General features: G+C 41.8%; 19 protein-coding genes. 10 read left to right on the top strand and 9 right to left on the bottom strand.

Going from position 1 to position 16,765, the window contains the following annotated elements; all coding sequences use genetic code 11:
* Positions 1-386: 386 nt before the first annotated feature.
* The 7 genes from Q0541_RS18970 to Q0541_RS18940 all read right to left on the bottom strand — a co-directional run bounded on the left by Q0541_RS18970 (position 387) and on the right by Q0541_RS18940 (position 6,974).
* Positions 387-893, bottom strand: a complete 507-nt coding sequence (locus Q0541_RS18970; RefSeq protein ID WP_298913542.1) for a hypothetical protein — start codon at positions 891-893, stop codon at positions 387-389.
* Between the two features lie 104 nt (positions 894-997).
* Positions 998-4,624: a plasmid replication protein, CyRepA1 family gene (locus Q0541_RS18965; RefSeq protein ID WP_298913540.1), complete on the bottom strand. Its 3,627-nt coding sequence runs from the start codon at positions 4,622-4,624 to the stop codon at positions 998-1,000.
* On the bottom strand, positions 4,621-4,800 hold the full coding sequence (locus tag Q0541_RS18960; protein ID WP_298913537.1) for a hypothetical protein: 180 nt from the start codon (positions 4,798-4,800) through the stop codon (positions 4,621-4,623). Before Q0541_RS18960 ends, Q0541_RS18965 begins: the two co-directional genes overlap by 4 nt.
* Positions 4,797-4,976, bottom strand: coding sequence for a hypothetical protein (locus tag Q0541_RS18955; protein ID WP_298913534.1), 180 nt, complete (start codon positions 4,974-4,976; stop codon positions 4,797-4,799). Before Q0541_RS18955 ends, Q0541_RS18960 begins: the two co-directional genes overlap by 4 nt.
* Positions 4,977-5,531: 555 nt before the next feature.
* Positions 5,532-6,296 carry a hypothetical protein gene (locus Q0541_RS18950; protein WP_298913531.1) on the bottom strand — a complete coding sequence of 255 codons (765 nt, stop codon included), beginning with the start codon at positions 6,294-6,296 and terminating at the stop codon, positions 5,532-5,534.
* 82 nt (positions 6,297-6,378) lie between these two features.
* A complete protein-coding gene (locus tag Q0541_RS18945; protein ID WP_298913528.1) occupies positions 6,379-6,807 on the bottom strand; it encodes a 6-aminohexanoate hydrolase in 429 nt (142 codons plus the stop codon).
* Positions 6,804-6,974 carry a copy number control protein gene (locus Q0541_RS18940; RefSeq protein ID WP_298913525.1) on the bottom strand — a complete coding sequence of 57 codons (171 nt, stop codon included), beginning with the start codon at positions 6,972-6,974 and terminating at the stop codon, positions 6,804-6,806. Before Q0541_RS18940 ends, Q0541_RS18945 begins: the two co-directional genes overlap by 4 nt.
* Before the next feature lie 163 nt (positions 6,975-7,137).
* Here Q0541_RS18940 and Q0541_RS18935 point away from each other — a divergent pair, with 163 nt between their 5' ends.
* From Q0541_RS18935 to Q0541_RS18900, 8 genes are all read left to right on the top strand, one after another.
* Complete coding sequence (locus Q0541_RS18935; protein WP_298913522.1) at positions 7,138-7,743, top strand: hypothetical protein; 606 nt, start codon at positions 7,138-7,140, stop codon at positions 7,741-7,743.
* Between the two features lie 21 nt (positions 7,744-7,764).
* Positions 7,765-8,001, top strand: a complete 237-nt coding sequence (locus tag Q0541_RS18930; protein ID WP_298913519.1) for a hypothetical protein — start codon at positions 7,765-7,767, stop codon at positions 7,999-8,001.
* 4 nt (positions 8,002-8,005) lie between these two features.
* Positions 8,006-8,266 carry a hypothetical protein gene (locus Q0541_RS18925; protein ID WP_298913516.1) on the top strand — a complete coding sequence of 87 codons (261 nt, stop codon included), beginning with the start codon at positions 8,006-8,008 and terminating at the stop codon, positions 8,264-8,266.
* 66 nt (positions 8,267-8,332) lie between these two features.
* Positions 8,333-8,470, top strand: coding sequence for a hypothetical protein (locus tag Q0541_RS18920; RefSeq protein ID WP_298913513.1), 138 nt, complete (start codon positions 8,333-8,335; stop codon positions 8,468-8,470).
* Between the two features lie 61 nt (positions 8,471-8,531).
* Complete coding sequence (locus Q0541_RS18915) at positions 8,532-8,714, top strand: hypothetical protein (RefSeq protein WP_298913510.1); 183 nt, start codon at positions 8,532-8,534, stop codon at positions 8,712-8,714.
* Positions 8,698-9,423, top strand: a complete 726-nt coding sequence (locus Q0541_RS18910) for a hypothetical protein (protein ID WP_298913507.1) — start codon at positions 8,698-8,700, stop codon at positions 9,421-9,423. Before Q0541_RS18915 ends, Q0541_RS18910 begins: the two co-directional genes overlap by 17 nt.
* A gap of 51 nt (positions 9,424-9,474) precedes the next feature.
* Complete coding sequence (locus Q0541_RS18905) at positions 9,475-11,667, top strand: hypothetical protein (RefSeq protein WP_298913504.1); 2,193 nt, start codon at positions 9,475-9,477, stop codon at positions 11,665-11,667.
* Between the two features lie 4 nt (positions 11,668-11,671).
* The gene (locus tag Q0541_RS18900; protein WP_298913501.1) at positions 11,672-12,178 is read left to right on the top strand and encodes a GIY-YIG nuclease family protein; all 507 of its coding nucleotides are present in this window, start codon (positions 11,672-11,674) and stop codon (positions 12,176-12,178) included.
* A gap of 37 nt (positions 12,179-12,215) precedes the next feature.
* On the opposite strand, the gene Q0541_RS18895 is transcribed toward Q0541_RS18900, so the two are convergent.
* Positions 12,216-12,377 (bottom strand): hypothetical protein, encoded by a 162-nt coding sequence (locus Q0541_RS18895; protein ID WP_298913498.1) that lies wholly within the window; start codon positions 12,375-12,377, stop codon positions 12,216-12,218.
* 189 nt (positions 12,378-12,566) lie between these two features.
* Between Q0541_RS18895 and Q0541_RS18890 the strand changes: the two genes are divergently transcribed.
* Positions 12,567-14,420, top strand: coding sequence for a protelomerase family protein (locus Q0541_RS18890; RefSeq protein ID WP_298913495.1), 1,854 nt, complete (start codon positions 12,567-12,569; stop codon positions 14,418-14,420).
* Between the two features lie 123 nt (positions 14,421-14,543).
* Positions 14,544-15,935: a PrsW family glutamic-type intramembrane protease gene (locus Q0541_RS18885; RefSeq protein ID WP_298913492.1), complete on the top strand. Its 1,392-nt coding sequence runs from the start codon at positions 14,544-14,546 to the stop codon at positions 15,933-15,935.
* 26 nt (positions 15,936-15,961) lie between these two features.
* On the opposite strand, the gene Q0541_RS18880 is transcribed toward Q0541_RS18885, so the two are convergent.
* On the bottom strand, positions 15,962-16,606 hold the full coding sequence (locus tag Q0541_RS18880) for a site-specific integrase (protein ID WP_298913486.1): 645 nt from the start codon (positions 16,604-16,606) through the stop codon (positions 15,962-15,964).
* Positions 16,607-16,765 lie beyond the last annotated feature (159 nt).

Genomic DNA, 16,765 nt, shown 5'->3' with positions numbered 1-16,765 from the left:
TCTAATTGCCGAACCGCCTCGCTGCCAAAACAAAAAAAAGGTCTTCGGGAATGGGAATGAAGAGAGGGGCGATCGGCGGCAAGCTACGCACCACCGCCGTCACAATCCCCTACAGTACACTTTACCTACCTCATGACTAGTATTCTGCCTGGGAGCAACGCGAAAAAGTGAGATCGGGGTTTAGTTCTCAATTATACCTCTATATTCTCAACAAAACTTGGTTTTTTAGTTGCGATCGCATCCCGAAACAAGCTATATACGTCCCAGGTTGCAGCACCTCACAAAATCGCGTTGCTCCCTTCTGCCTTTACCTTACATTGGGCATTGGGTATTGGGCATTAGGCGTAGCTTGCCGTCATAGGCATCGCTCCCCAATCCTCCAAATGTTAGTCAGAGTCTGCCTCAACACGCGGATCTAAAACTATCATTCCGTAATCAGTCAGTAGTTTGTAAGCACGGTTTATATCGAGTGTAGCTAAGGATAGTGTTTGCCTTTCAAAGTCGCTATGCCTCAACAAAGCCTGAGAAAGTGTATTGAGCGCTCGTAAGTTATATTCTGGTTGCTCCATTGCAGCAACTAAAAGATCGCCAAGCTTGCGTCGCACCTTTGTATGAATTTCTTTGTGTTCAATCACTAACGCTTTTGCTTCGGATATCCAAAAATCTTCAGCTATTACCTCTGGTGACGAGGTAACTATTTTACTTACTTGTCCAGAAAGATCATTAATAACCGCTAAATTACTTTCAATTATTGGGTTAGCTTCTAAAAATTCGCTCATCCAGCGCTGGCAAGTTCGGATCGGGAGTTTCATCTTGGCAGCAACATCGGGAGCATTCCAGCCTTCTTTGAAATAGCCAAAAGCTTTATTCTTCTTATATTGAGAGTGAGCCATTTTTACGCCAAACACGCCAATTTGATTCTATCCCGATCTGGCTAGAATCAAGTGTTAGCAACGGCTTGGTGATTTACCCTTTTTAAAAATCGTAAAAAGTAACTTTAAGCCAACTGAATAGATTCTCTCTGCCACACAATACGATCGCGCCCATCAATGAAATTGACAATCGCCTTAAAAAACTTTTCGTGTGGTCTATCTTCCCAATAACTAATAGTTGCCTCTAACCATTGGCTGTAGTGCCAAACTCGGCATCGAGTTTCACCTAATATTACTGTGGGAGTTTTAGCAGTAGCGATCGCCTGCTGATATTCTTGGTGGAGTTGCCAGAGGCGCGATTGTTCATCTTGGGTAAGTAATAGCCATGCCTCGTCAACTTCTGATTGCGTAAGGTTCAGTTCTCCCCAGTAGCGAACTTCCCGCAGTTTCGTTGCTGTTATGTCTGATAACGACTGATGACTAACAACTGATAACTCTTGAACATCTGCTAATGTTTGTGTTTCCGGTTTTGTGTATTGTTCTTCTAATGTAGGAAGTGAATTAATTTCGGGTTCCGTAACTGCTGACAATTGGCAATTGGGAATTGTTGTAAGTGCAAGGGCCTCTAGTTTTGCTTTGGCGGCTTTTTCTCTGGCTAGGATATCGCGCTCTACCCATGCCGTGAAAACTTCCTCTCGGCGATCGCTCACGGGAACAGCGCGGCCATCCACTAAAACTAGATTTGCTTCATCATCTCTTTGAAAGTCTGGGGCTGGAGTGCCATAAATTCTAATTTGCTGATTGCGATTGCCTTCTTTTCTTAGCAAGGGTAGTTTGTGCCCAATCAAAGCAGATAGCCGCCGACAAGCTTCCATCGGTGTTTTGATTTTCGCAAAATCTACATTTAGCACCAATTTTAAATCGTAAGAATTTTTCTTACCCTTCTCTAGCAATTCAATTGCTAACTGATGATTATTACTAATTTCGTCAACTTGCATAAGCTCATTAAATTGGAGCCAATACAAAGCATCAATCTTTTTCCCGATAAGGCTTTTATTAGTATCAGGAATAAAATAATCACCATCGCCATTTTTTAAAGCAGTAGACATTACATTGATTTCTCGGTCTGGTAGAAACTCTCTACCCGTGCCCAGATAATAATGTAAGCGAATTAGCGAATACCAATTTTTATCATCCTTCTCTACTAAGTCTGAAGTAGCGAGAATATTGTAACGTCTTTCAATCTCACCTTTCCTGTGTTGTAGCTGTTGCTCCTCAGTTTTACAATTCTGTTTATCTAACTTTAAAAATTGTTCATCTGTAAGGCTTTCAGATACGGCTACACTCTCACAATGTCCCGTGTATTCTTCTTTACAGTTTTCATAAATTGCTTGTTTAGTAGCCTCTACCTCTGCGGTTTCTGGTGACTCATTCTCACTCAGTTCACAGATTATATGACCCTCATCTTTCAAATCACTAATAATTTGCTTGTCATAGCTATTCATTCCATCATTAATGATGGCTCCTAATTTTGCCCAAGTATTAATACAAATACTCTCGAAATTGCCTTCTATAGATTCCTCAAAACCCAAATCAACTAGCTTTTTAATATTTGCTCTATTCTTCTTGTATTCACCTGCTAGTAAGGCTTTGACACTATTTGAACCATTACCTACTCTGTTGATACCTACTGGAGCAAGCCAAATATAACGCGGAACTGGAGGGCGATAACGTGATAAATGCTGTCTTACACCATCGGTAGTCTGTACACCTTGAAAAATCCCGAAAACATAATCAAAATGCTTTTCTTCAATTGATACCCCAGTTTCAATAGTTGAGGTTGTGAGAATTAAATCATAGTCTTTGACTACCTCATTTAAATTATCTGTACAACCAAAAGCAGGATGAGCAGGAGTAATTGTAGTTTTAGAATCAATTCGTAAAATTCTTAGCTGAGGTAGTAACTTTCTATAGTAAGCCTCCAAATTGCGGGAACCCCACTTAGAACTAGCTCGTTGCCCAGATAAAGCAACAAAGCATTTTTTACCATTCTCTAACTTTTGGGTAAGTACTTTAATTAACTGTGCTGGATTATTACCTCGTACTAAACTTATCTGCCAAGGCTCTACAAATTTAAATGTGTTCTCAACCAAAAAAGTATCAATTTCTTGTCCGATAATTCCCTTGATAAAGTCGATGCCAATATCATTTAAGTCAGCATCAGCAATAAAGATTTTACCGCCATAATTGACAACGTTGAGTAACAAACGTTTAAAGTTTTTGATTATTGCTACGCGATCGCTCTGGCAAGTAGTACTATTCAGCAAATGCCAGATTAGCTGCATGATTTCATCCAAAATCAACCAGCACCCCTTCCATTCATCAGGATTAAATTTGGCTTTGCTTTTTGGATGTAAGCTATCAATTACTAGCCCCATTCCGAAATGTGAGCCTTCCTCAGTCTCTTTTAATTCGTCAATAAAGGGTAATCCTAGTTTTTTTACAAGCTGAGTTGCTAGCTGTACCCGATGGGTGATTACCAACACTTTCCTTTCACCAGCGCGAATTATTGGGTCAGTTAGCCACTGGAGTAAATGAGTTTTGCCTGTGTTTTTTGGCGATACAAAGCCTATTAGCTGCTTACCCGATGGAATAGATATCTCACCCAGGTAACGCTGATTTAAGCTCAAATCTGGAGTGTATGTAAGCCGCCTTAATTGCCTGGTGTTCCATTCATCCAATTTTTGAACATTGCAGTAAACAATATCAAATTGTTCACGACCGCAAGCCACTATTAAATCATCAATGCCTTTACCCAATGCTGGATGCCACCCCATTACTCGGACTTCACAGCCGCGCAAAGATAAAAGCTTGGCAGTTTTGGCGATCGCACAGTTCACAGTTCTAATTGCGGTGCGCTTCGTATCGGCATCAAAACAGAAATAAATCCGCCTACCTGGTTGAGCAAATACGGTTAACTGTGGGATAAGGTATGGTGCGCCGCTATTTTCGCCGTATTCATCTTTTAATCGGCGGCAGCCTCCCCATACCCCAGGTAGTCCGATCGCCACATAACCACAAGACAGAATTGCAGCCGCTTTTTTACAACCTTCGCAAAGGATAATGGGAATTTGGGTATTTTTGATCACCCATCGCCAAAAATCGCTATAAGGTAAACTTTGGTAATTTTCTGGAAGTGCCACATCATAGCGGCGGCTAATTAATTCCCAAATCCGAGCGGGAACCCGTAAGGCAAAAATTTCTGTGTCAACTTTTAGGGGATGCTCATACTTAATTAACTTGCCATTTTCATCTATTCTCGGCGTGTTGGGCTTGAGGCATCCCCAAAGGGAATCTAGCCAGGTGATAACATTTATCCCATCACACCACCAGCCACCATTAGAGAGATGAGCATATCGCCTCATGTCTCCGTCGCGTAACCGTCCATCGTTGCGGCGGCTGATTCTGTTGGAGTACAGCAGGTATTCAAAACCTCCATTCCCTGACAGCGATTTGAAATTAAGCTCGGCTATTTCAGGGTCAATTGCACTGCGCTCTAATTCAAGTTGCATTGCTTCAGGCATCGCCTCTGGCAATGGCTCCCAAGGTTCAATCTTCGCTGCTTGCTTGATGGCTGGGAGGTTCCGCCGAAGATTACCCCGTTTATTGAATCTACGAAAAACTTTTCGTAATTCTTGCCGCGTAGATAAAAGCGAAGAATCGACAGAGGGTAGCTTGCAAAATCCTCTCATGCTACCACCTCACGATTGCGCTCATGAACTTCTGCCTTAATCGCGATCGCTCGAAGCTCAAAGCACTGGGCGCAAAGGATTCCTACTCGCTGTCCATCAATTGAAAGAACATTGACAACTGGCTCAAAGTGGCATTTCGGACATGCTAATTTTTCTGGAGGAACAGTAGTAGTCATGCTGTTACCTCCCCAGACTGGCGATCGCCTAGTGAATAAAGCGCGGCATCACATCGACCACACCTTGCAAAACCCTTGTCATTTGGGAAGCGAATAATTACCAAACCACGCTCATAACTGCAAGCACGGCACGGGGTTAGAAGTGCGATCGCGCCTTGAGTGTAGGGATTGTTCACGCTCGCACCTCCAAATATTGAAGGTTGGCAATGGAGAAAATCGCTGTATCACCTTCAATACCAGTCTGTGCAAGTATTTCAAGGCTTGATGTCAATTCTCCTTTATCTATCGACTGAATCAATTTCTCGTAACGCTGAGATTGACTTATGGGGGGGGATTTTGCTATAATCCTTGCTAGATAAAGTTTTTTTGAGCAGTGTGCGGGGGGGGATACCCGCGCATTAATCTTTTTCATAGACTGTCCTTAAATTTGTGGTGGACAGCCCCTAGCTTTCTTTTAAAATTTTGCGGATCTGGTGGATTAATCGGTAAGCTATTAGTACATATATATATACAGCTTGCTGGTGGCATAGTCTGGGGCGAAACGTCTGATAAACGTTTCTTTGTGCGCTTACCGTTGGTTAATCCGCGATCGCACTCAAAAAGCTAGGGCTGTGTAGCTGGCATTTTTTTATCTACTGATTTGAGAATACAGGTTGTCTCTTTCTGTTGGAACATAAATAGTTAGGTATAAATACTCAAAATGCCTTTTTTTGCACAGATATGTAGAAATGTTAAGCACCTCTTTTATAAGTTCCACCTTCTTTTATTGTTTCTAGCTTGTTACCATCTTCCCAAGCATGGCCTTTTGCGTCTCTAAAGTAACGATTAAGTTCATCGCTTAATCGGTCGCTTTTTTGTAGAAGTTCTTGGATTTTGAAATTGAGAAATATGTCATTTCGTTCCTGCGCCCCCAGATAAGAAGCCTCAACGCAAAATATTTCTAGTTCTCTCAACGACTCAAAAGGTCTTGCCAAAGCTTTTGCATCTTTTTCATATTGAAGGCTAGCTTGGTCGCTAAGTTTACCTTTAGCTTTTTTCTTTTTCTGTAGATGCAACTGATAAAGTTTTCGTGGTCTAAAATCAAATCTGCCTTGCTTGCACTGCCAAAACATAACAGCTGCATCCCTCTCTAAAATTTCTGCCAGCGTTTCACCTGGTGACTCAAAAGGTAATTTATCCGTGTAATAGCTGGTATGCCATTTAGCAAAAGCTGCTTCTATGTCCTTCCACCCCCAATGAATAACAAAGTACAAAGTGACATAAAAATCAAGCAATCTGCCAAAAAGTTCTTTATCTTCATTTACTAATTCTTCTAAGGGAGGATTGCCAGAAAAAAATCTTTCTAGCACCGAATGTATTTTTTGACATATCGATTTCACACTAAACCAATGCTCTATTTGCTTAAGATTTAGATCACCTAAAAGGTAAAAAGGTGGTAATCCGTTAAGCTTTTTGAGTATTATTGTTTGTTCTGTTTCAGGTATAATTGTCAACATTTTAGTACTACTAAGAAATAACGGAAATTGTCATTAAAAATTGCGATCGCCTGTTTTCAAAATCAGTCAACTGAGGTCGCGGTTAGGATGGGGGATTTGGATTACCACCTTGCTGTCTGAGTAGATAGTCCAAAATTCTGTCAATTCGCTCCAAGGCAGCGCCCGTGGTGATTTGAAACTCCTGAAACTGAGATTTTTGTTCTTCAAAGTTTCGGTCAAGCTTTAGCATAAGTGCTTCTAATCGTTCAGTTCGTGCCTTTGTTTCTTCTACCTCACTGCCTGCCCTTGTAAATAGGCGTTGCGTGTGGGTGACAAAACTATCAACCTTATCAGAAAGTTGGTCAACCTTTCCCCCAATCTGGTCAAGCTGAGATTGGGTACGGTCTTGTTTTAAGGTCAACTCATCAAGCCGCCTATTCGCTGATTCTGCGTATCTGGCTGTAGACACTAGAAGCTGTTTTACAGTTTCTAGTTCATCTTCTACATGGTCTAGTCGCTGTGAATTGGTCATATCGCTTCCTTGCCTTGGCTCGATTCACGTTCAGCCACATAGTCTTTAATAAAACTGAGTAGAACATCTCTCATGTTTTTCCCTTCTCTGGCTACGACTGACTTGAACTGATTTCTTAGTTCATCAGGCATCTCTACTCGAATAGCAACAACTTTAGTTTCATCCATATAACAACTCTAAGCCTGTAGTGCTTATATTTTTGCACTTCATGCCTTAATAGCGCTATTGGACAAAGTAAACTTATTTACTTAGTATGCAGTTTATGCTATATTGCAAACTAATGCAACTAATGCAATTAGCTGTAAGCGACTGCAAACACTTAAAACCCTTATGAGCCAAGAGTTTATCGATATTGAATGCAATGTGGCTGAAAGTTCCACTGAAGCTTCACCGCAAACTTTCACTGCAAACGAGTTAGCGGAACGGCTTTCAGTGTCCGTTCGTTCGGTCTATGGTTATGCCAATCGCATCTTTGAGGCATGGCACTGGCTACCAGAAAGTGAATTTAGATCCAATGGCATCTATACCCACCGGGCATTTGAAGCAATGCAAGAGTTGAAGTCTTGCAAAAACGCTTCAGAATATGCCTTTAAAGTTGCCAGAGAGAACCACAAACCACAACAAGCCAGTAAGACATCTACCTCAGCATTGTCTCCTATAAGGCACACAGAAGCACTGGAAACTAAGCTGGCAACCATCCAAAAAAACACAACCGCGCTAAACCTATCAGTTCAAGACAGAATCAGCACTATCAAAGACCGAATCACCACCGAAGCCAATCGCACCAAAACTAATCAAACCGTGTTGGATGAATTGGAGGCACAACAAGCGATCGCCCGTGGCATTGAAAAAGGTTTGAAGATTTTCGAGTTAGAACAGCAGGCCGCCGCCGCCACAGTTGAGCAATTGACGCTTGAAAAATTACAGCAACTTTAATGATTTGGAGGGCTTGAAAACATGATGCACGATGATGAAAAGAATTCAATTTCCGATGCTTTGCGTGAGGCTCGTAGAGAGGGATTGAGCGTTTTTGTAGAAGATTTTATTAGTCTTTTGGCTCAAGAAAAGTTTTCGCTTGCAGACTTGCTACAGGCAATCGCATCTTGGCTGTACCGCACAAAGGGGAATGTTGAGGTAATCAAACATTTAGAAGATGCCGTTATAAAACTGTCTCCCATTGAAGATAAGGAGTAAATCAATGCGAACCACGATTAAGCCCCATCTAAGGCATTATTTCCGCTTGCTTCAAGAGCAACTAGAGTGCGATAGCCCAAGCGAAGTCTTGAACTACCTGCTAATGGATTTAAAGCTTAAAGGATACTCATTTTTGGCTGATTACCAATATGTTCCCCAGGTACAGCAGCCAGCATCCAAGGCTCAACCTTTACCCCAAGATGACATTGTTCAAAACGAAGACCCTGTTATCAAACGACTATCCGCACTGCTAGAAGATTTTTAAACAACTGCGATCGCCCTGAGAAAGTAACCGCAGTTGCCCATTCAACCTATTCAAGGAATTGAACTCATGAAAGTATACCCAATTATCGCCGTACTCGCCCTACTACTAGCCGCTGCCCTTCCATCGCTGGCTAATGATGCGGGTAGCCCTCAACCTTCCCAACCTTCACAACCATTACATCGTGGTGGCACTACTCGCCGCTAGTTCAAGAATTGCCTGTTACTTGTTCAGTAACAGGTTCAAAGCTTTTTACCAGTTTCAATCTATGGAACAAGAAAAAAACGATCTATTGAGTACTGACAGCATTCAAGAGACGGCTGATTACTTTGATATCGATGAGCATCTGATGAAAAAATATCAGCAACTCGAAGACAAGATAACCAGATTAAAAATCAAATTTGAAGCCCACAAAATGACTAGAGGAATTAAGCATGGATGCCAATTCTAGAGCTAAGAAAGCAGTTGAGAACCGGCAAAAGACAACGGCTACAAACACCACGAGAATTTACAGTAATGGTCAAAAAAGTATTACTACTCCAGTAATTACTAACTTTAAAGAAGACCCAAGACCCGAAACTACAATACACGGTAGCGTAGCCTATGATTCAGCTACGAGTTCTGTTAACGTGTCACTCCCTGGTTTTGAGCGTTCATCATTAGATCAACTAGCAGCTAATGTTTACAGTCCTGACCTTACACGAGTAACAGATGTCAAAAACCCAGAGATTAAAAATCAGGCAACAGTAGCAGAATACGAAAATGCCAAGGCACAGTATGAAGGTGAAATTCGTTACAACGAGTTAATAGTTTGGGCTAATAAATACGCGGGTTCTCAGTTCAAAGCACTGGCTGAAAAAGCCAAAGCATTTGCATCGGGCTTAGTTGCTCAAAGTGAGATAGAGAAAGTCTACCAGCAATTCTTAGAACTGCAAAAACAGCAAAAAATCACACTAGAGAAAGGTGTAGATTATATTTCCCAATCTCATAAAACGGCTGTTAGACAGGCAATGTTGCCTTACACGTTGGCTGAGAGTGAAGCCGTGTTGAGTAAACAAAAGTCAAAAGCTGAGAAAGCATTCCATGAAGCCCAGCAAGCCCAGCTAGACACATCAGCTTTTATCAAAAGTTTAGGTGATAAATCATTGAAATCAGCTTAGAAATATTGGCAGTAGTTAACCTACTGCCTAGTTAATATTTGGAGTTTAATTATGTCTAATAAAGTTTTCTCTCTAGTAACTGCGAGTGGTTTGGGTTTACTTGGTGGCTTATGGTTAGGTATTGCTAACAAAAACTTGGCTCAAACTATAGGTTTTGGCACTGGCGGCGCGTTATTTGGTGGTGGTATTGTAGCCTTCGTTTACGATACTAAACTCAACACAATTAAGAACAAATTATCAGCTTCAATCACTGACTTAACCATTGAGAACACCAAGCTAAAAACACTCTTAGAAACTGCCAATCAACTAAAATTCGATATCCAAAACGCTAGAGACGCGGCGTTAACTGCTATCACTGGGCTAAAAACTGAACTGACTTTGATTAAGTCACAGTTACAGCAAGAGTCAAATAAAAGTTTAGAGTTATCACAAGAGAATAAGCGGCTATTAATTTGGATAAATGAGTTAGAAGATGAAGCCAGAGAATTAACCCAAATTTGTGAGAACAAAGAAGCCGAATTACGAGAGTTTAGTGATAGTTTCAATCAGCGATTAGATACCGAATTGACTCAAGAGTTCACCGCCAAGAAAGAGCAAATTATCCAGCAAGAAGTAGGTAAGGAATTTGAACTTACACAAGAAGCTTTTGCTGTCATAGAACAGATGCAATCGCTAGTTAAAGAAGTTTATGAACGGCATCAAGGGCAACGGCATCTACTCTTGAATACTCATAGCCAATACCTAGACCACCACAACAGCGCGATCGCTAAACACCAGGAAGCCTACGACACCCTGCTAGAGGTCAAGGACGGCTTAGAGCTACGGGTAAGGATGCTAGAGCAACAATTACAAGGTGATTTACTAGAACCCGTGTATGGTGATTTTGGCTTTGATATCAACGGGAAAATCGCCAACGAAATAGCGCGTACCTTGTTTAGTGATATCAGGTTGGCTTTAAACGTTAAAGGCTTCCAGATTAAGCCTGACGGCGTTGTAGATGTGGGCTATGAGTATTCGCGCTCTGTTGACCCTCAAGCCGTCGTAGATGCAATTAAGAGGCATTCTGAGATACTGACTAAAAAGTTAGGGCTATTCAAAATAACAAGCGTTCGCAAGCTGGAAATAACCGATTGTGTTGTGGTCAGCTACCGTATGGAGCCAGCCATCAAAGCAGATGAAATTAAGTTGATGGTTGGGACTCCTGAAGAATTTATCAATTACATAGTTAGTAGCCCCGTGCGTTATAGGTTGATAGCAGATCCGGGCATGGGCAAAACTCCCACAAGCGCTGTGATGATTAGCGAAATCCTCAAAACTGGATGTACTCGCGGCAATACTGGTAAGGGTGAGAGAGTGCCACACACCTTAGTAAATGTGAGTTACCCCGCTGCTGTCGGTTCACTCAAAGATTCTAGTTATCCTCTAGAACCTTTCCTTAAATATGGCGACACAACCGCCGCTATTAAGTCATTTGAAGATTGTCTAGACGATGGTAAATTCCGTATTCAAAATACCCAGTATGCAGCTAACTACTTTCAAATTTGGGTATGGGAAGAGTTAGACAATACCCTTAATTCTTCTAGTGAGCCATACGAAACAGGCGAAAACTTTAAGAAAATTCTCAAGCAGTTTGGACATAATAACATCGGCTGGATTGTATCGGGTCAATCCGTGATGACTAAACAAATCCCAGGATTTACCAATGATGATAGGTCACTTTTTACCGAGATAATCATTGGTATTCCCAAGATTAGACATTACCTAAACACCTATGGCAAGGGTAAAAATAGTGAGTCTAATTTGGCTAAGTTAGCTCGGAACTTAGACGCTATTGAAGAGTACATTGACCATAAAAATGAGTTAGTTACTGACGATGCCAGATTATTGAGAGTAGCCTTAGTAGTCGATAGCCGTTCACCTAAACTTTACTTTTTACCTAACCTTGATAGAGTAAATTTCAACTATCAAGAAATAGAGTCAGTAAAGCGACTGGCTAGGCTTGCCAAGTCTCCTGACACGATTGGTAACGGACTGGCAACCGAAACCTCAAAACCTCGTACAGTAAGCACTGGCACAATGGCATCCTTGCCACCAATTTTGACTATAGAGGGTAGCTACCAATCTGGCACAAGTCCCCATTGCCCACACTGCGGAAGTGCAAATTTAAAACTACAAAACGATAATAGATATCGCTGTTTAAACTGCAAAAAACGCACAGTTAGCAACAAGATAGTCTGGAAGTAAGTACATGAATTTTGATGAAATTCCAGCTATTATCTATCAGTCAAAAAATGACCATGAGCCAGGGTTTATATATTTAATGGAAGCAGAGGGTTATCATGGCTTAATCCCTGGTGTGTGGTTACGTAGATGCAAAATTGGGTTATCTCGCAATCCATCAGCTAGGCTTGATGCATTCCATCGTAATCAGCCGCCTTGCAATGTAAAAATTCTCAAAACTATTTATGTAGAGGATATGGCAGATGTAGAAAGTAAACTACATCAACAGTTTAAGCAATGCAATATTGAGTTAATCAGAAGTCAGGAATGGTTTGATTTTAATCCAGTGCAATTTATGATGGTTAATTGGGAATTTGAGAAGCGATCGCTGTATGTTTTCAGTCTCAGTGAATTGCCAATTAAGTTAATTATTTTCAGCATGATCGGGCTTGTGGGAGTAGGAACCGTAGCAGGAAGATTAACAAGTCAACCAGCTAACTCTGTGATACAGCCACAAGGGCAATTCAGGAAGTAAGCAAAAATTAAGGGAGGTTTTAGCCTCCCTTTAGTTCTTAGAATGGTGTGTTACCCGTCTCGTTCACTTTAGCTAGATATCCTGCCCAGTATTCGCCTTCGGTTGTTTTTGGTGGTAGTCCTAGAACCGCGTCGAATTCACCATCGTAGTAGTCGCTAGTAGCTTGGGATTGTTGAGGTTTAGCAATTGTGAGTAACATGAGATCACCTTTATTTTTAAGCTGCGGGTTAGTAGCCCGCTTTTTCTGTGGTTTGTTCAACCTGTTATTAATATAGCTAACCTGTTATATTATGTCAATAATATGTTAGATATTTTTAACAGGTTATTGACTTTATCTAACTTGTTAGTTAAGGTAGTAACAGCTTAAAGATAAAAGGGAGTCAGTCAGATGTCTAAAGCAGTTCAGGAGCAAGTGGAGCAACTGTTTGAAGCGGTTAAGGATTTGCAAAGTCTTGAGGAAATCAAGCCACACTGTGAAGCTTTTAACGAGTTTATTAACACCAAAACCAGCTACAGCATCAAAAGCTTAGGCACTGTGTTGAGTCGGGCTGGCTTCTACAAGAAATTCAAATTACTGCAACTAGAGCAAGGCAAAAACGCTGCTTCTGTACCCAAGCATGATGCACAAGGTAACGTTACAGGAAACGAGCTAAAACACTATGTCTTGCTGCTGTGTGGATTGGACAAAAAGGATTGGGAGGAGCGTAACGAGACTACACGGGTAAGCTCACGCCTAACGAATGCTGGTGAAGATGGCAATACAGGCATTGAGATTAACCCAGAGACATATTTAGAAGTGACTTCTAACTTGTTAGCTAGTGAACATCCTCACGAGTTAGCAGTGGGCTTGATAGCTGCTACAGGTAGAAGACCTCATGAGATTTTAGCCAGAGGGAAATTTACCCCGATTGATGGTGAATCCTATCAAGTCAATTTTGAGGGTCAAGGTAAAAAACGCGGTGAAAAGCCAGTATTTAAAATTTCTACTTTATTCCCTGCTAGTTATATCATTGAGCGCTTGAACCACTTACGGAAGGATGCCAGCACTAAGGAATTACTGAAACAGGTTTCTAATGAGTTCAAGAGTGATGTAGCAGCACAAAATAAAGCTATTGAAGATAGACGCGGTAATTCATTACGTCGGGTAGTTCAAGAGTATTTTGGTGGCAAGGATAGCAGAGAACCGCTTTTAAACTTCCGTCACGGTCAAGAGCAAAATGACTGTAAAGCTCTAAGGGCAGCTTGTGCCTGTCTTGTTACCGAACGGGATTGTACGGGTTCACTAGGGGCAAAAATGTACTTTGCTGCTTGTTTCTTAGGTCATATTACCCCAGGTGAAAAAATCAGTGATAGCGATTTGAAACACATCACTACTACCCTTGGTTATTCAGATTATTACACTACGAAACCTGTAGGCTATCCAAGCGCACCAGAGAAAGAAAAAATTTCAAATGTTCGGGTTAGTTCCTCAGATTTAGAAGCTATTCGCCACTTGCTTCTTAAGCTAGAAGCACCTAACCAGCAATCAGTAATCAACCAGCTAATTGAGTCATTTAACAATCGGCTGGACACTGCAAAGCAATTACAGTCAGCACACCAAAAATTAGCCCAATTAGAAGCTCAAGTTAAACAGTTACAAGAGACTAATAACCAGTTAGAGCAAGCCAATAACCAATTACAACAGGAGAAAGCAGCAATGTCAACCACAGCACAGCAACCCCAAACAGTTACTCTGAATGTCACCGAGTTAGACTCTTGGCTAGAACAGAAAGTTATTGAGGTGGTGAACAAGGTAACTCTTGGGGGAACTATCGCACCTGCTACGACTGCCACGCCTGCCAAGGTCGCACCACCAAAGGAAGAGATTGACTGGCAAGCCAAGACTGATGCCCAGGTGTGGGGGAGCAAAACGGCTGGGGCAGCTGTAGAAAAAATTCGCAGGTCTTATCAGGCAATCTGTTTGTACAACGATACTGTGGCAACTCTTGAGGGCGATCGCCTAGCAATTACTAACCAAGCCCTGAGAGATTTATCGGGCTGTAATGGCTTGCTAGTGCGTGACTGGATTGAACAGCACAAAGACGAAATAATCAGCCATAATGCTAAGTTCGGCATGGAAAACAAGAAAGACCCGTCTAATCCTGCCAGCTATGCCAACAAAGGGAAAGACACAGATAAAATTCTGTTGCTGATAAACGATGAGTTCCTGAGTGGTGAAGGCTTTAAGGCAGGGAGAAATTAATTAAATAAAATTAAATAAAATTAATAAAAATTAAACTTTTAAAGGTTAAGCGATTATGTTGAGGATTTGGGAATGCTGGGTAAAGGACAATTTTAGTTAGAAAGCATTTAGAGAACGTTGACCATGAACGGCTTTGTCAGTAATCCGACAGCGAATCAGCCAAATCTTTTAGAACTGGCAAAGCAGGGTAGTCCACAGGCGATTGTTGCCCTGATGAACCGCCATCTGCAACCCAAGGGTATTCTTGTAGAAGCTAATCTAATGGATGGCTGCTTTGAGATAATACTGCAAGCAGATCAATTACCAAATCAGGAATCCCTAGTTGCCTTTATACGTAAAGGGCTGATGAGCTTAGAAGTTGCATCTATCAAGACAGTGAGGATTTATGGGCAACAGGCAGGTAAAGATTTTCCTGATTGGACTGAAGAGTTTGAACTGGGAGAGATACCAGTACCTAGTCTGGAAATAAAACCAACTCAATCTGAACGCTCTAATGTACAAGTTCCAAAAATTGAGCCTAGCTTTGAAGAGGTCAGGCAAGTCAACCCAGTACCAAACTTAATAGGTTCCGCAAAGCAACAGTCCAGAGAATCTGAGTTTATAGCGGCTCTACAGACGTTTCAGTTTTCTTCTGTTATCCCCTACAGACAAGCGCTCAGTCCCAATTTGTATAACAGTAGGACTGTAAAACTCCTGCTATTTTTTGGGCTATTTCCTTTGACCTTGATGTTAGTTGTTGGTAGGGCTGGATTGTCCGATGTGTCTTGGAGTTTGGGTGCTTATTATGCTTCAATTTGGGGCATAATTCTTTATAACTTAATCAAGCCTGTACAGTTTTCTTGGAAAGACACACTTAAATGTGTTTTTTTTACCGCCTTTGTAGGCATACCCATAGACTTGTTTATTCAAACAGTCCCTCCGTTTAGCTTTCTTTACGCCGCCATCACTCCTATTAATGGGGGACTAGGCTTACTTCCAAAAATTATAGGTTTTGTGTTTGGCGTGGGCGTATTGGAGGAATTGTGCAAGGCTCTGCCAATTTATTTATTTCTGTTACGCCCAGGTAAATTGAACGATCCACTAACTGCTGCTTTTTATGGAGCAATATCAGGACTAGGATTTGCCATTGCCGAAGGTGTTAGCTACTCATTTATATACGCCAATATTCTGGCTACACAAGAGTTTGGTGAAGAATCTTTAGGAAATTATGTGCTTAGTAATACTATACGATTTGTCTCTTTACCACTAAATCATGCTATCTGGGCAGGCATTGTTGGTTACTTCTTTGGTCTAGCAGCGATTAACCCATCTCGCAAGGCTCCGATTATCTTTATTGGAGTGGCAATATCAGCCGTGCTACATGGGCTTTATGACTCTTTTTCAGGCACTTTAATTGGTCTAACAATCATCACATTCTCAGTCTTGCTATTTGCGGCATATCTACGTAACAGCAAACAAATGGTGGATGAAATGCAGCAGGCAGAGATGAGTCACCAAGCATCACAATCTAGATAGCGTCGTGGGGACAGTGTAATACGCTCTTAATGCTTACTGTGCGGCTGTTTAACCTGGATGTCGTCTAACCAATATTTCCCGACATCTCCCCCAACTGGTGACAGCATCGACAACGCCGCCGCCGCTCCCAATACCTGATCCTCAGTCACTTCTAAATATCTCTGTAGCTGTTCTAAATTCCGATGCCCTGAGATTTCCTGAATAACTCTCAGTGGTATTCCGGCGTTACTCATCTGAGTTAAAGCAGTCCTTCTAAAGCTATGGGTACTCACTCCAAAAATATCCACCTGCTGACAAGCTTCTCTCAAAATCCTAGCGGCTGAGTCAACGCTTATGTGCCCATCACTGCGACCGGGGAACAGATAATCATCTCCTGCCAGTGGGTAGTATTCAACCAGTAACCGCCGTAAGTCTTCAATCACTGGTATAGACCTAGTAGCCAGTTTCCCCTTGGTGTTTGCTTTCCGAATCACCAGCCGGGGTCTAACGTTACCCTTGGGTGTGTAGATATCTTGAGTTTGTAGCGTACAGCATTCGCGGATACGGCAAGCACTGAACAGGCAGACACCGAACAAAGTGCGATCGCGGTTATTGTCTAAGCCATCACTGAAGATTAGCTGTATCTCTGACTGCGTTAGAACCTTGGCGCGACCATGCCGATTTATTTTCATCGTCAGACTGTAGACCCTGCGATCCACAGCCTACAATGTTTCGACACATGATTTGCACAACTGTTTGACCAACATTACGCGTAGCTTGCCGCCGAAGGCATCGCCCCATTCCCGAAGACCTTTTTTTTGTTTTGGCAGCGAGGCGGTTCGGCAATTAGA

The organism is uncultured Nostoc sp. (genome assembly GCF_937863485.1).
Taxonomy (GTDB): Bacteria; Cyanobacteriota; Cyanobacteriia; order Cyanobacteriales; family Nostocaceae; genus Nostoc.
This window is presented reverse-complemented; position numbering and strand designations above follow the sequence as displayed.

Bases quoted from the DNA above. Each gene is read 5' to 3' on its own strand.
- Q0541_RS18895 (WP_298913498.1), bottom strand. From the start codon at position 12,377: ATGTTACTCACAATTGCTAAACCTCAACAATCCCAAGCTACTAGCGAC.
- Q0541_RS18920 (WP_298913513.1), top strand. From the start codon at position 8,333: ATGAAAGTATACCCAATTATCGCCGTACTCGCCCTACTACTAGCCGCT.
- Q0541_RS18970 (WP_298913542.1), bottom strand. From the start codon at position 893: ATGGCTCACTCTCAATATAAGAAGAATAAAGCTTTTGGCTATTTCAAA.
- Q0541_RS18915 (WP_298913510.1), top strand. From the start codon at position 8,532: ATGGAACAAGAAAAAAACGATCTATTGAGTACTGACAGCATTCAAGAG.
- Q0541_RS18885 (WP_298913492.1), top strand. From the start codon at position 14,544: ATGAACGGCTTTGTCAGTAATCCGACAGCGAATCAGCCAAATCTTTTA.
- Q0541_RS18925 (WP_298913516.1), top strand. From the start codon at position 8,006: ATGCGAACCACGATTAAGCCCCATCTAAGGCATTATTTCCGCTTGCTT.
- Q0541_RS18900 (WP_298913501.1), top strand. From the start codon at position 11,672: ATGAATTTTGATGAAATTCCAGCTATTATCTATCAGTCAAAAAATGAC.
- Q0541_RS18935 (WP_298913522.1), top strand. From the start codon at position 7,138: ATGAGCCAAGAGTTTATCGATATTGAATGCAATGTGGCTGAAAGTTCC.
- Q0541_RS18950 (WP_298913531.1), bottom strand. From the start codon at position 6,296: ATGTTGACAATTATACCTGAAACAGAACAAACAATAATACTCAAAAAG.
- Q0541_RS18960 (WP_298913537.1), bottom strand. From the start codon at position 4,800: ATGACTACTACTGTTCCTCCAGAAAAATTAGCATGTCCGAAATGCCAC.
- Q0541_RS18945 (WP_298913528.1), bottom strand. From the start codon at position 6,807: ATGACCAATTCACAGCGACTAGACCATGTAGAAGATGAACTAGAAACT.
- Q0541_RS18905 (WP_298913504.1), top strand. From the start codon at position 9,475: ATGTCTAATAAAGTTTTCTCTCTAGTAACTGCGAGTGGTTTGGGTTTA.
- Q0541_RS18910 (WP_298913507.1), top strand. From the start codon at position 8,698: ATGGATGCCAATTCTAGAGCTAAGAAAGCAGTTGAGAACCGGCAAAAG.
- Q0541_RS18940 (WP_298913525.1), bottom strand. From the start codon at position 6,974: ATGGATGAAACTAAAGTTGTTGCTATTCGAGTAGAGATGCCTGATGAA.
- Q0541_RS18880 (WP_298913486.1), bottom strand. From the start codon at position 16,606: ATGAAAATAAATCGGCATGGTCGCGCCAAGGTTCTAACGCAGTCAGAG.
- Q0541_RS18890 (WP_298913495.1), top strand. From the start codon at position 12,567: ATGTCTAAAGCAGTTCAGGAGCAAGTGGAGCAACTGTTTGAAGCGGTT.
- Q0541_RS18965 (WP_298913540.1), bottom strand. From the start codon at position 4,624: ATGAGAGGATTTTGCAAGCTACCCTCTGTCGATTCTTCGCTTTTATCT.
- Q0541_RS18930 (WP_298913519.1), top strand. From the start codon at position 7,765: ATGATGCACGATGATGAAAAGAATTCAATTTCCGATGCTTTGCGTGAG.